We start from the raw sequence: 14,638 nt of genomic DNA, 5'->3' as shown, positions 1-14,638 counted from the left end.
TTTGAGATAATCTTTATCTAATATTTTTTTAGTCCTTGAAACATAGGGCTTGTTTAAGTGCGCCTATTTTTCAATTACTTAATTTTTTTAAAAATGTCTTGACTTTTAATAGTTAGTCATCTCGCTCAAAGAGCTTTAAAATATGTTTTATTAGCACCATTTATAAATTCTATAGAAGACATTGAAATGCTTGAAAAAAAGCCTGTATTTTATAATACTATGTATTCCCCTGTAGTAAATGATGTCAAAGTTAAAAAAATTCTAAGACATGAAGATAGATATCCAGAGTGTCAAAACTTGCTTAAAGAAATAGATTGCAATGATAAAACTTTAGTATTCTTCCCAACAGTTGTAGGTATATATAACTATGTAAACAATTTTTTAATTAATGAGCCTTGTATTGAAGAACTAGATGCTGTTACAAAGAATTTTTTGTTATGGGCAAGGGAAGAAATACATGAAGATTGGTGTGTAATTAAGGCGATGGAGAGAGGCTATTTAATTCACAATGGACAAATTCCAATGGGAACACGAATGTTTCAATTAGATAATTATGAAAAAGAAGGCGTTTTTAACAGATTACTATGTACTTCTACATTGTTAGAAGGAGTAAATACTACAGCAAAAAATATTATTATTACAAAACCTTCCCGAATGTCTGAACGTAATAATAACGATGCAGATTTTTCAGCATTCGATTTTTTCAATTTGGTTGGACGAACAGGAAGGTTGAATCAGCATTATGTTGGCAATGCATATTATTTGAAGGCGCCAAGCGATCCTGATTATAATAAAATAGATGCGATAAGAAGTGTAAAGTTTGAAATTACAGACGAAAGTAAAGATGTAGATATTCAAAAAGGAAACGTGGAACACTACGAAGATGTCATGAATTTTTTGGAAGAACTTGGAATTACGATTGAGGAATATCAAAAAAATATTGGTAGTAGACCAAGGTTTGAAACTGTTAAAGAAATATATGGACGCTATAAAACTAATTGTAGTAAATTAATTTCAGAGTTACAAAAATTTATAGACAATCCGCAAAACGGAAGATTGCATCTTGTGAGTGAATTGTATCAAATAATCGAAAGTAGACCTAATCCGATGAATTCAAATATCATTAATAAACTGCTAAATATGAATAGACTAAAAATCAAGACAGTTGTTGATGAAGTTCGTAAATACTATACAACTGCAAATATTGATACAATTATTTCTACAACTATAAGGATGAAATCAAGTTATATTGAACATATTTTTTATCCCAAAGTTCTGTTAATAATATATTTCATGAAACTATCCAAAATTGATAAGAATCTGGTGGATATTTTAAATAAAAAAATTATAGAACCCATAGATTTTCTTTATTTTGCCTCATCAAAACAAAGAAAAATGTTGGTAGACTTAGGAATTTATGAAAGAGATGTAGAAACTATTGTAAAGGTCATAGGAGATGACTACGAAGATGCATTTGAGTTAAAAAGAAGATTGCAAGATTCATGGGATAAAATGAAAAATATAAGTTTTATATCTAAGTATGTCATACAAAACCTAATATAATTACATCTGATTTTAAATTTTGTATTTATAATTTTTGTTGCAATAGATGTTTGTTTCATAAACAGTTTTACATAATGAAAGCAAAAGCCGTCTGCAGATTTGATTCTGTAGACGGCTAGTTTTATTTATTGGCTAAGTTTTTGACGAGGTTTTCAATTACTTCAAGTTGTTCATCATCTAACTTCTTTAAGTATTCGTTAATTTTGTTCAACTTTGTGGGGTTGGTAGAATTGAAATCGAAAAATTCACTCATGGTTATTCCAAGATATTCGCAGATATACGATAATCCTGATAAAGAGGGAGTAGCACTTCCGGTTTCAATGTGATTTATATAGTTAGGGTTTTGGCCAATTGCTAAACTCATTTCGCGTGCTGAAACTTTTTTCTTGGTACGAAGAGTAGCAAGACGTAATGAAATTTCCTTTTCTTCCATAGTATTCACCCTCCTTATATTATATTTTAACTCACAAAAGTGGTAAAAATGCCACTTAACAAATCTCATTTATATTGTCGTACACCAATATAAATGGTATAATATATCAAAATACTACTTTATAAGTGAGGTTTATGTTATGAAAGATAATAAAAAATACACCTGTAGTTTCTTTGGACACAGGAAGATAGAAGTTACAGATGATTTGGTTAATCGTCTGAAAGAAGTTGCTGAAAATTTAATTGTAGAGAAAAAGGTTGATACATTTTTATTCGGAAGCAAGAGTCAGTTTGACAAGCTTTACAGCGACGAGGGCATTTCCGGCACTAACACCAAGCGCCGTGAGGGGTTCAAAGAAATGATCACCGATGCACTGGACGGCAAAATTGACCTCATCGTTACCAAGTCGGTCAGCCGATTTGCGAGAAATACGGTAGACAGCCTGGTCACCATCCGAAAGCTGAAAGAGAACGGCGTAGAATGCTACTTTGAAAAAGAGGGCATCTACACCTTTGACGGTAAGGGCGAACTGCTCATCACCATCATGTCCTCTCTGGCGCAGGAAGAAAGCCGCAACATTTCCGAAAACATCACCTGGGGACAGCGCAAGAGCTTCTCTGATGGCAAAGTGCATTTGCCGTACAAACGCTTCCTCGGCTATGAAAAGGGCGAGGACGGACGGCCTGCGGTTGTCGAAAGTCAAGCCAGGGTTGTGAAGCTGATTTACCGTCTTTTCCTTGAGAGCAAGACCCAAGCAGGCATTTGCAAGTACCTGGAAGAGTTGGGCATCCCCTCACCGGGCGGCAAAGCAAAATGGAGCAAGTCTACGGTCACCAGTATCCTTCAGAACGAAAAATACAAGGGTGATGCGCTGCTCCAGAAGAAGTTCACAGTCGACTTTTTGGAAAAGAAAATGAAACCCAACGAGGGCGAAGTGCCGCAGTATTATGTGACGGGCAGCCACCCCGCCATCATTGAGCCGGACGAATGGGAGCAGGTGCAAGCAGAGTTTGCCAGACGAAAGACCCTGGGGAAAGCCTACAGCGGCAAAAGTGTTCTTTCAGCCAAACTGGTCTGCGAGGACTGCGGTGCCTTCTTCGGCCCAAAGGTCTGGCACTCCACCGATCAGTACCGCCGTACCATTTGGCAGTGCAACGGCAAATTCGCAAGTGAGAAACACTGCCGCATCCCTGTATTGGACACAGAAACCATACAGCGCCTTTTCATCAAGGCCTACAATCTGATGATGCAGGATCGGGTGCAGATTGCAAAGGAAATAGAAGCATGGCGACAGAAGCTGATGGACTTCGGAACACTGGATGCCGACATTGAACGGCAGCTTGAAGAAACTCAGGTGGTTGCCGAACTGGTCAAGGCAGCAGTCAAGGAAAACGCATCCACGGCACAGTCCCAGGAAGCCTACCTCAAAAAGTACGAAGCCCTCACCGAGCGGTATGAGAAAGCGGCTGCGGAATTGGAAAGGTTGCAGAGCCTACGCACCGCCCGCAGCCAGCAGGACAAGAAGATGGCACTTTACATCCGCACCCTCAAGAAACAGCCGGAGGTAATGCACGACTGGAACGACACCATCTGGACGGTGATGATTGAAAAAGCCATCGTCCACAGGAACGGCGAAATCACTTTTGTATTTGCCAACGGCACAGAAATCAAGGTCGGAGTGTAACCGCACCGAAACGAGTGAGACCGCAAGACCGCACACCTTTTGGGGTGAACGGTTTGCGGTCTTTCTTTTGCTGCCTTGGGGAATAATTAAAAAATGCACACCCTTTGAACCTTTACACGAAAGGTTCAAAGGGTGTGCATTTCGTATCAGAATAGGTCACTACTTTCATGACAAATAACCATAAGGAGTATAGCTCTTTATGGTTATTTTTTGTTGACCGGAGTCGTTTTCAACACTCTGGTCTTTCTATTTTTGCCGAAAACTTTGAGATTTCTCGGTATATCAAAAAATCCCTGTAATAAATACAGAGATTTTTTAGTGGCTATATTTTTTCTGTCATTCTATGATAGCTTCTGCAATCATTCTCGCACCCAGTTTAAACCCGTTGATAAATTGTTCAACAGCACAGTTGCCGTCCAACTCGCTTTGGGCGTTTATCAGGTCGAGGAACAGCTTCCGTTCCTTTCCTTCCAAAAGCTTCAGCAGGGTTTCTTCCTTTTCGTCCATAATTTGAATGCATTTTTGAATGCTGGGATTCATTACATTCGGTTGGAGTTCGCCAAAAAATAAGTCTTCTAAAATTTTTTTCATTCTTTTTTCCTCCTGAATTTCGTCACAACGCCTTGAAAAACATAGAGTACATAGTGTATAATGATTTATGTACCTCTGCCTTTGGGCAGTCGTGCGTGGGGAAGTGGCGCAGTATGTTTGCCGACAAAGCGCCGCTTCTTTTCATATTTTGAGCACTTTTAATCCATCGCGTAATCCTTGAGGCCGCGAAATGTTTTTCTTCTTACAGTATTCGTCTAATTTATCTAATTCATCTTTTGTAAGCCGAACATCAACACGTTCGCATTTGGGATCGGATGTTGTAGGGCGCCCTCGCTGTTTTTTTGGCATGCTCACCTCCTTCTTGCCGACAACTATATTATAATATATTACCGCCAAAAAATCAATTATTATTTTACCGCCAATTAAATATTTATATAGGCTTGTCAATTGATCTATTGTAAATGTATATTTTCCTCCTGAATTTCGTCACAACGCCTTGAAAAACATAGAGTACATAGTGTATAATGATTCATGTACCTCTGTCTTTGGGCAGTCGTGCGTGGGGAAGTGGTGAAATGTTCGAAAAACGGTACACCCCTTCCTTTCTTTTTGGAGATCATCATAAAGCTTTTGTCGCCTAGGATTTTTTCTTATTTTCTCATGTAAAAAGCAAAGCGGCATTCTTCCAAAGAAGAATGCCGCTTTTGTAATACGGACACTTATGCGCTAGTGGACTTTTTTCGCTTCGGTTTCCCTTGCTTTTGTCTTGTGGTTTTGCCACATGACCCACAGGGGGCCTGCGATACAGATGGTGGAGTAAGCGCCTGAAATCAGGCCGACCATCATAGGCAGGGCGAATACTTTAATGGATTCAATATTGTAAACAGAAGCGAAAATATAGACGATGGTGATGCTGACAACCGTTGTCAGCGAGGTGTTTAAGGAGCGGACCAGGGACTGGTTGATGCTCTTGTCCACCAGATCCGCAAGGGACATCTTCCGGTTTGCCAGGCTGTTTTCGCGGATACGGTCATAGATGACAATGGTGTCGTTGATAGAGTAACCGATAATGGTCAGCGCCACCGCGATAAAGGACTCGTTGATGGGAAGCTTGAACACGATAAAGGTGAAAAACACGATGGCCACGTCGTGAAAGAGAGCCACAAGCGCCATCACCCCTGCGGACAGCCCCGAAATTTTTTGGAAACGAATCGCCACATAGATGACGATCAGGATGGAGGAAAGAATCAATGCAATCATGCTGTTCTGCAAGAATTTCTTTCCGATAAACGCTTGTACAATGTTGGATTCGGACAGATTCAGGCCGTTATCCGGGAAAGCCGCTTTCAGCGCGTTATCCAGCGTTTCCTGATCCTGTGCGGATACGCCCTCGGTGCCGGCCAGACTGATAACTACCTTTTGGGTATCGGTTGCCAGGTCGGTGGTGAGCTGCACATCGGCGCTGCGGTTCAAAGTCTGGCTGACAACCGCAGCCACCTGTTCCGTGTCGATCTCGTTTTGGTATGTATACTTTAAAATTGCACCGCCCTTGAACTGGATGGAAAGATCCATACCGTTGATGCCGAGGAAAACAAATCCCAGGACAATCAGAACCAAGGAAATGGCGAAAAATTTATAGCGGTTTTTATAAAATTTAATCATGGTCTGCCACCCTCCTTTTTCCGTATAAACCGGGCTTTTTCAAGATATGATACTGGCTCAGCGAAGAGGTCATATACCTGGAAAGTGTGATGCCGGATATAAAGTTCAAAATAACTCCGGTGAGAAGGGTATAGCCGAAGGACAGCATGGTGCCCGAACCGAAGATCATCAGGATAACGGCCACGATTGCGGTGGTCAGGTTTCCGTCCACAATGGCAGAATAAGCCCTGTGATAGCCGATATCAATCGCGCCCGCCAAGGTTTTGCCGGTGTTGAGCTCCTCCTTGATTCGCTCTGCAATAATCACGTTTGTATCCACGCCCATACCCACCGACAGAATCATGCCAGCGATGCCGGGAAGCGTCAGGGTAAACTGGGGGATCGATACCAAAAGCATCTGGCAGGAGAGCTGTAAAAGCAAGCCGATGCAGGCCACAAAGCCTGGCAGCCTGTAATAAAAAATCATGAACAGACAGATCAGGATAAACGCCAGAAGCCCTGCCTGGAGCATAACGTTCAAAGCGCCGGTTCCCAATGTGGGGGAAATGGTGCTGTGATTTTTGGAAACCAGGGAAAAGGGCAGTGCGCCGGAATTGATTTTGTCAGAAAGCTCTTTTGCCGCCTCTGAACTTTCCATTCCGGTTATAACAGCGGAACCGCCTGAAATTTTTTGCTGGACATTGGGGGCGGAGAGCAGGGTTTCATCCATATAAATGGAAATCCGCTGGTTGACCAGGCGACCGGTTGCCTCCTCAAAAGACTTGGCTCCCTCGGTGTTGAACTCCAGTTGAACCACCGGTTGATTGGTCTGCGGGTCCACGTTTGGAGTGCTTTTTTTCACGTCTTTTCCTTCCACCACAATATTGCCGTCCGGATCACGGAAGGTCAAACGGGCGGTTTCTCCCAGCTCGGCGATGGCATTCTGAGGATTGAAATCGGTTTCATCCGATTTCCAGGGGAAACGGACCAAAATCTGACCGGTGGATTTATCCACGGTCACGTCACGGTCCAGGATATTTTGAGTGTCCATACGGTTTTCGATTACCGCACGGGCCGCTTCCATTTCTTCAGAAGTGGGGGCTCTGTCCAGATCTTTAGGCTCGTAGACAGCCTCCACACCGCCGCGGATATCAATGCCGAAACGGATTTCATCGGCACCCTTGATTTTCAAAGGACCAAAATCCAGTCCGAAAAAAGCGACGGAAACAATCACTGCAACAATCAGTGCAATGATAACGCATGTATATTTCTTTGCACGCAAAATAGATTCCTCCCATTCTTTTTAATAAAAAAGTTAAAAGAAGAGGAATGTATCTTTCGGGCCGTTCTGATTATGGACATAAGAGACAACCTTTTCCGCAAGGGTCAAGGCAGATAGATAAATTGGCATACAATAGTCGTGAGCGCGCCCGTCCGGCATGACCTTTTGAAGCACCGGCATTTTGAAAGGGCTGGCCAATTCGCGCAGATAGGAAGAAGAAGTTCTTCTCAGATTGAAAAAACGGGATGGCTGGAACTCTTGGGAGGAGCGCTCCAGACTTCCGGAATTGACAACGGAAGGGGCGATACAGAGATCGGGAAAACGGGAAAAGTGATCGGATGCGGAGTTTGCCGGCATTTCGGCAGACAGTTCATAAGAGACAACCGTCTCAAAGGCGAACAGGCAAAGCATGAGGACAGCCAATAAAAGCGCTGTTGTCCGCAGCTTTTTTGAATGATTCTGCCGTTTCACTTTCTCTCCCCCTTCCGCTTTGTACAATCCTTCATAATAAATTCAGTTTATCACGATTTTTTTCATCCGTCAATTTATTTCTTATTTTCAATAAGGGATTGTCCCGTCATTCAACAAGGACACTGCATAGCAGTGCCGCGTTCAGCGGGAGATTGTATTCCCGCTGAACGCGGATATAAACCCCGCCGCCTTAGGACATCTTGCCCACAGTTATAGCATATTCAAAAAATTTGTCAGCCAAATGATGCGATTGTTTTTGAAACAGAAGTCCGGTAAAAGAAGGCGGAAGCAGGCTTGCGCTGGTGACAGGCTGTGCCCGCCAAGCGATAAAGCGCTGAAGCACAGCGGCAACCTCGGCTCTTGTGGCATCTCCGCCCGGATCAAGAAGATTGTTTTCCTTGCCGGACAGCAGACCTGCATTCACTGCCCAGATACATGCTTCTTTCGCCCATCCGGAGATTTGTTCCCGGTCAGAAAAAGGCAGTTCCGTTTGGGAAATGAGGAAGTCCTGCCCTATAAAAACAGCATATTTGTAAAAAATGGTTGCCAACTGTTCACGGGTGATATTGTCTTCCGGTGCAAACCGGTTATCGCCTACACCGGTGACAATATTATTTTTTGCCGCCCAGCTTGCAGGCGCGGCATACCATTCGCCAGGTACGACATCAGAAAAGACACTTGCGGCTTTCTCCTCTGAGCCTTCCAGCCGATAGAGAACGGTGACCAGCATGCCACGAGTCATTGGACTTTCCGGTTCAAAGTGCGTTTCGTCCGTTCCGGTGAAAAGCCCTTTTTCATAGACAAAGTTCACAGCAGGGCAGTACCAGTCGGTTTTATTTACATCCTCAAAGCGATCCGATGCTTTAACGGGTTCGGTAGAAGGTGAGATGGACGGTGCTGCTGTGGGAGTTGGAGCAGGGGTGGGTGTCGCAGTAGGTCTAATTCCGCCGCCCCCGCCGCCTCCTCCTCCACCGCCTCCGTGGTTTCCGCCGGCGGTGGAGGCTGCCACGGTGACAGAGACGGAGGGTGAAACTTCAAAGAGGGTGCCGTCGTAGGAAATGCGAACGGTGTAAACCGTTTGTTTGGAGGAAGTGCTGGCAGGGAAGGTCAATTTTGCCGAAGCTGTTTTTCCGTTCCATTCACTGGAGGAGGATAGAAGCGGCGTTTCGCTGTTCCCCGAAAAAGCGCTCACCGTTACGGAATCCTGCAGCCGCTCTCCGCTCAGAGAAAAGCTCACGGTTCCCCCGCTGGCTGAAAGGGAGGTTCTGGAAGCAGAAAGCTGCTTCACGTCCGGCCCTACCGGAATCGAAATCCCGGAGGAGCGGATTTCACCGCTTTTCGCGGTTAGGGTGACCGTGCCGCGGACAGAGCCAAAGGAAAGAATGTTTTCCCACATAACTGCCTGACTGCCATTGTTTGTGAGCTCCCACGCAAGATTATCCGGTGCTGTCATTTCCGCACCGTACTGATCGAGAGCTTTGACTGTCAGCGTATTCAGCGCCAGAGTACTGCGGTAGGAAGCGCCGTCTGGTGCATTCTCCACGGTCAGCTTTGCGCATTTGGATCGCTGACGCACACGCAATGTAATCTCGGGCGAGACAACCGGCTTTCCGGCTTCGCTATCGGAAAGCGATGCGGTAATGAAAAGCTTTTTTTCCTCTCCGTCTTTCAAGGCATCCTCCGATACGGTCAGAACACCGTTTTGCAAAGTGATCTTCCCAGCCGTAATTTCACTTTCGGAGGAGAGCTGCCATGTGACAGACGCTTTCTGTGCAGCGGTGAGAAGAACCGGATTTCCGGATTTGTCCGCCGCGTTCAGAGACAATTGTGTCAAATCGAAAGGAACGCCCTCATAAAGCGGTTCCTGCGGGGCGGAGACAGTCAGCGTCTCCGGCGTGCTGCCCAGGCGGTCAAAGGAAAAACGCGGGTCGTTAGCAATAAGAGAGGTTTTCTCCCGCGGATAACTGCTTGATGTGGTATAATCTTCCCCGCTGTCTCCCAGTTTGACAAAGCGGTCGGCACTTTTGGTGCTTTCCAGCCCGTCAACGGTTTGGGTGGAATAGACCTTGTGCCATCCCTGTGAAAGGGGAAGCGAGAGTTGGAAGGTGTTGTCATCCTCCTGCAAAACCGCTTGGTGCGGTTCATCATCGATATAAACCGTGACGGCGGAAGCACCTTTTTGATAAATACCATTCAGCTTTATTACGGTTCCGGTCAGCTCTTCCTCTGCTCTTGGAGTGAGCAGAATGGGAGCGTTGGGACGGACGTTTCGGTAATCGCCGGTCATCCGCTGTGCCAGCTGTGCTTTGTACAAGCTTCTCGGCTCCACTGGATTGGATTCCGCTTCCCGATAGGCGTCGCCTGCAAAGGGGGTATTGCTGTTTGTTTCAAAATAGGAGGAGTCTGCCGTGTAAACGCTGTCGGTGCGGTAGATCCCCTGATAAGAGCGGAGATTTGCATTTTTCATTGCCTGGGAGGCAGAATCCTGATAGACGCCCCAGGTGCCAATCATAAAATTCTGGTAGGAGAGGGGCGGTTTATGGGCGATGATGGTTGAACTTAGACAGTTCCAAGCTACGCATCCCGCGGCGCTCCACCCTTGGCTGAGCTTTGTTCCGTAAACCCCCCGGTTGGCCATGGCAATGAAGCCCTTGCTCCCAGCACCGACCTGATAGAGGTTGTCATAGAGCAGACCGGTTGACCAGGTTCCGTGGGTTTCACTTGCGGTATTGGAGGAGTCTGCGATATTGTCCAGATAGACGAGGGGGCCCGTGGCGGGATAACTGGCTTCAAAATCGTGCCTTCCGTCATAGGAATAACAGCCGGTGATCAGAATCTGCTGGGCGGAGGTAGAACAGGCGAAGGAGTAACGGCGGCTGCCTGCCATTTGGGAGACCGGCTGGAGGGAAGAGCAGTTCTGCACCGTGATCTGTTTGCTGTTTCTGCCGCATGCCACCGCATTTAACACGAAATATTTCGCGCTGACATTTCGGATAAAACCGTTTTTGGCATAGGAGATATTGACTGCCGCGCTGGCGTGCGCTTCATCGTCCGGATTTCCGTTATAATAGGATTCGATCCGCAGATTTTCCACGCCGAAATTTTCAATGCGTCCGGACTCGTCTGTTTTATAGAGATAGGATTGCGCATAGGATTTATTCAGAGGAACAAAAAGAGGAAAATCCAGTGTGATTTGGTTGCCCTGTATGGATTGGATGGTTCGCTCGGTGGACATATCCACCTTGCCCTCTCCCCAGGAGGTATCATCACCGTATACATTACGGATTGCCGACATCTCCATTCCCTTGCACCATTCCGCTGGGGAAGGGTGGACGATGGTGATGAGATCGCCTGCCTGCAGAGAGGAGGAATCCTCCACATGGAGGATATTGCTGCCGGCCTTCACATAATTGTCTATGATGTTGATATCAGCGCCCGTTTTTTTGAGTGCGGAACCCGCAGGCTTTACCGCGGAGTACTGTTGGGCGCTGGAGGCATAGAGAACCGTGCCGTTGGGACCCTGGCCGGATCCGGAGAGAACAATGCCGCTTTTTAATGTGATACCGGGAGCACTGATGTTGTAACGGCCGGGTTCCAGCTTGATGACGGTCATCTTGGAGGGGTCCGCCGCCGCGGCCGTCTCATTGATAATATTCTGAAGCCTGATTCTGTCATCCCCGCTGGCGTCAGCAGACGGAGAAACGGTGACCGCCACAGGCAAATTTTCGGTGACTGGAAGCTCCACTGCTCCCGCGTAAAATCCCGCATGGGAAAAATCAGACAGTTTGTCTCCCTGCTCGTTATAGGCAGGATAAGTCAAGGCGGAATCGGAGGGAACAACCAGTCTGCTGTTTACCGGATCGTTTTGGAGAACCGTGCTCTGAGACAATTCCATAAGCCGGACACGGTCAAAAGTTGCGTCTCCCAGGGAAGCCTTATTGATATATAGAATAACAAATGTAAAAGCGGTATTTTCTGGAGCCTCCATGGAGACAGACAGCTCCTCCCAATTGCCTGCGGAGACGGCGGAAACCGATTTTGTGCCGACTTCCTTTCCGGCACCGTCGTGAAATTTCAGATAGAGGGAGCAGGATCCGCTGTGCAGATAGACATCGGTCTGTGCCGTGTAAGTTTTACCCGGCTCTGCCGTTATTTTACTGCAGGAAATTCCCGCCGGGACAGTGTCCACCGTTTTGGTCAGACGGAGACCTTGCTGTCCGTCGGAAGCATACTCCCTGTCTGCTTTTATATTTTCCGCAGTGGTGGAAACACTGTAATAATTCCATCCGGGCGGCAAATCGGAAAAGTCTGTTTCAAAAGACTCGGAGAAAAGAATGGTTTCCTTTGCGGAAACTTCCGCGGTCAGCGAAGCCGCAGCAGACAGCACAAAAGCCAGAAGCAGAGAAAGCGCTTTCTTCTTCATGATACATCTTCCTTTTTTATTTTATTTGTTTTCCCTAAAAATTTAAATCCTCTAAGGTTTAAAGTATCGGAAAAAACAGCATTTGTCAATGCCTTAAGCATAAATTTATTGTCTGAACATTGGGAGCGAGAAGAAAACGAAATGAATTCTCAGTCATATAAACAAATGTTCGTAAAAAATGCTTGCTATTTGAAATGTAATATGTTATAATAACCTCACGAATCTCTAAGGCATTAAAAATGCCAAGAGTTTCTTAAGAACATTGAAATGCAATATTCCGATGACAAACTGCCATCTTCATTGTTGCATGATAGATAACCTCATAAAATGATAAAGGAAAAGGGGCGGATCATTTGGATAATAATGATAAAAAGAAGGCCATTGCCGCGGCTATGGCGCAGATAGAAAAAAATTACGGAAAAGGGGCTGTCATGCGTTTGGGCGACCGGGCTCAAATGAGGGTAGATGCTCTTTCTACAGGGATTATGGCAGTAGATATCGCTTCAGGGATCGGCGGTGTTCCACGGGGCAGGATTATCGAAATATACGGGCCGGAATCTTCTGGTAAGACGACGGTTTCCCTGCATATTATTGCGGAGGCGCAGAAAAACGGCGGTGAGGTGGCCTTCATCGACGCGGAGCATGCTCTGGATCCCAATTATGCGGAAAAGCTTGGGGTAGATATTGATGAATTGATCATCTCCCAGCCGGACACCGGGGAACAGGCTTTGGAGATCGTGGAGTCTCTGGTGCGAAGCAACGCCATCGATGTCGTTGTGGTCGATTCCGTTGCCGCACTGGTTCCCAAAGCGGAGATTGACGGCGAGATGGGGGATTCTCACGTGGGACTGCATGCGAGACTGATGTCACAGGCACTCCGGAAACTGACCGGTATTGTGAATAAATCAAAAACGACCGTTGTATTCATCAACCAGATCCGTGAGAAAGTTGGCGTCATGTTCGGAAATCCGGAGACGACAACGGGCGGCCGCGCCTTGAAGTTTTATGCTTCCATGCGGATTGAAGTGCGCAAGGGGGAAGCAATCAAAAACGGTTCGGACATTATCGGAAGCCGTACGAAAGTTAAATTTGTGAAAAATAAGATGGCTCCGCCTTTTAAAACGGCTGAATTTGATATGATGTTCGGGGAGGGTGTTTCCAAATACGGCTGTGTGCTGGATATCGCTGTGGAAGACAATATCGTCAACAAAAGTGGCGCATGGTTCAACTATGGCGAGGAGAAACTGGGACAGGGCCGGGAAAATGCGAAAAAATATTTGGCCGAGAATCCCGAGCTGTTTGCCGAGATTGAGGCTAAGGTGAAAGCGGCGCACGGAATCGGTGAAACCGCGGAATCGGAAGAAAAATAAGGACAATATAACTAAATTAAGATGTCGCCGCCTTAGAGGCGGCGGGTTCCACTTCATTTTTTCAGTGGGAGTGCAATCTCCCACTGAAAACGTTGAATGACGAGGCTTCGCCTCTATTGAAAATAGGTACGGATATTGCATTTGATGCGGAAAGCCGTGCCTATTTTTGTGTGAATGCTCCATTATACGGGAAAGGGGAACGGAAATATGCACAGAACAAAAGGGATGTTGTTGACCATACTCTCAGCAATGACATTTGGATTTGCCTTTACACTTGCACCCATGATCTATGGGGAGGGCGGGGGAAATCCTGTCATGCTGACTTTTTTGCGCAACACGATCTGCCTTCCAATTTTTTTGCTTATTCTGTGGGTGAAAAAGATATCCTTTCGGCTGAACAAGAAAGAACTCTGTCAAATTTTGATTTTGGGAACAGTGGGGATGACACTGACAAATCTGCTCTTGAATCTGGCTCTTTCCCTGATTGACGTTGGGATAGCCACAACGCTGCACTTTGTTTATCCGGTATTTGTCACCTTGGGATGCGCGGTATTCTTCCGTGAAAAATTGACTTTGAAAAAAGCCGCGGCGCTGGTTCTGGCTTGTGCGGGGATTGTGTGTTTTGTTTTCGGACCGAAGAAGAATGGCACGGGGAACCTGGCTTTGGGGATTGCCGTTGCTCTGGCATCCGGCGCTACCTACGCCTTTTATATGATCTATTTGGATAAGAGCGGGCTTTCCCACATGAATCCGTTTAAGCTGACCTTTTATCTGGCAGCGACAGCGGCACTTTGGATGTTTTTTGCAGGGAGTTTATCCGGGAATCTGAACATTTCGTCATTAACGCCAAAGGCCTGGATTCTTTCCGCCGTCTTTTCTATCCTGTGCAGCGTTGTGGCACTCTGCCTGGTTCAGCTTGGAATCAAACATGTGGGAGCCTCTGCTGCGGCGATTCTCAGTACCTTTGAACCGATGACCAGTGTTCTGTTTGGCTGGATTCTTCTGGGAGAAACGTTATCCGTCACAAAAATTGCGGGCTGCATACTGATTTTTGCAGGGGTACTGGTGATTTCTATCCATAAAAGAACAGATAATAATACTACATTATAACAGCTTGTCGACTTTATCGACAAGCTGAATCGCAGGCTGCGAAAAGCAAGCAATACCAATGGTTCCTCGATGGAGCCATTGGCATTTTGCATAGTGAAATTCATTCAGT

The 14,638-nt window shown here is 45.9% G+C and carries 11 protein-coding genes; 4 read left to right on the top strand and 7 right to left on the bottom strand.

Annotation, left to right across the window (positions count from 1 at the left end; genetic code table 11):
- The first annotated feature begins 186 nt into the window (after positions 1-186).
- Positions 187-1,563 (top strand): hypothetical protein, encoded by a 1,377-nt coding sequence (locus tag KQI32_RS08370; RefSeq protein ID WP_216424671.1) that lies wholly within the window; start codon positions 187-189, stop codon positions 1,561-1,563.
- 121 nt (positions 1,564-1,684) lie between these two features.
- Here KQI32_RS08370 and KQI32_RS08365 read toward each other — a convergent pair whose 3' ends face one another.
- Entirely contained in the window at positions 1,685-1,996 is a 312-nt protein-coding gene (locus tag KQI32_RS08365) for a helix-turn-helix domain-containing protein (RefSeq protein ID WP_216424670.1), read from the bottom strand.
- Positions 1,997-2,135: 139 nt separating this feature from the next.
- On the opposite strand from KQI32_RS08365, the gene KQI32_RS08360 reads away from it, so the two are divergent.
- Positions 2,136-3,680 carry a recombinase family protein gene (locus KQI32_RS08360; protein ID WP_216424669.1) on the top strand — a complete coding sequence of 515 codons (1,545 nt, stop codon included), beginning with the start codon at positions 2,136-2,138 and terminating at the stop codon, positions 3,678-3,680.
- A gap of 336 nt (positions 3,681-4,016) precedes the next feature.
- Here the strand turns inward: KQI32_RS08360 and KQI32_RS08355 are convergent, their stop codons facing one another.
- From KQI32_RS08355 to KQI32_RS08335, 6 genes are all read right to left on the bottom strand, one after another.
- On the bottom strand, positions 4,017-4,271 hold the full coding sequence (locus KQI32_RS08355; protein ID WP_216424668.1) for a DUF6809 family protein: 255 nt from the start codon (positions 4,269-4,271) through the stop codon (positions 4,017-4,019).
- 141 nt (positions 4,272-4,412) lie between these two features.
- Positions 4,413-4,580: a hypothetical protein gene (locus KQI32_RS08350; RefSeq protein ID WP_216424667.1), complete on the bottom strand. Its 168-nt coding sequence runs from the start codon at positions 4,578-4,580 to the stop codon at positions 4,413-4,415.
- Positions 4,581-4,958: 378 nt separating this feature from the next.
- The gene (gene secF, locus KQI32_RS13420; RefSeq protein ID WP_253291124.1) at positions 4,959-5,894 is read right to left on the bottom strand and encodes a protein translocase subunit SecF; all 936 of its coding nucleotides are present in this window, start codon (positions 5,892-5,894) and stop codon (positions 4,959-4,961) included.
- Positions 5,887-7,155: a protein translocase subunit SecD gene (secD, locus tag KQI32_RS13415; protein WP_253291123.1), complete on the bottom strand. Its 1,269-nt coding sequence runs from the start codon at positions 7,153-7,155 to the stop codon at positions 5,887-5,889. Before secD ends, secF begins: the two co-directional genes overlap by 8 nt.
- 33 nt (positions 7,156-7,188) lie before the next feature.
- Entirely contained in the window at positions 7,189-7,626 is a 438-nt protein-coding gene (locus KQI32_RS08340) for a hypothetical protein (RefSeq protein ID WP_177692106.1), read from the bottom strand.
- 190 nt (positions 7,627-7,816) lie between these two features.
- Positions 7,817-12,049, bottom strand: coding sequence for an S-layer homology domain-containing protein (locus KQI32_RS08335; protein WP_216424666.1), 4,233 nt, complete (start codon positions 12,047-12,049; stop codon positions 7,817-7,819).
- Positions 12,050-12,402: 353 nt separating this feature from the next.
- Between KQI32_RS08335 and recA the strand changes: the two genes are divergently transcribed.
- Both recA and KQI32_RS08325 read left to right on the top strand, forming a co-directional pair.
- Complete coding sequence (gene recA, locus KQI32_RS08330; protein ID WP_256443650.1) at positions 12,403-13,419, top strand: recombinase RecA; 1,017 nt, start codon at positions 12,403-12,405, stop codon at positions 13,417-13,419.
- Positions 13,420-13,626: 207 nt separating this feature from the next.
- On the top strand, positions 13,627-14,529 hold the full coding sequence (locus KQI32_RS08325) for a DMT family transporter (RefSeq protein WP_216424665.1): 903 nt from the start codon (positions 13,627-13,629) through the stop codon (positions 14,527-14,529).
- Positions 14,530-14,638 lie beyond the last annotated feature (109 nt).

The organism is Acetivibrio sp. MSJd-27, assembly GCF_018918095.1.
Taxonomy (GTDB): Bacteria; Bacillota; Clostridia; order UMGS1840; family HGM11507; genus HGM11507.
Note: the sequence above shows the minus strand (reverse complement) of the source record. Positions and strands in the feature narration are given on the sequence as shown.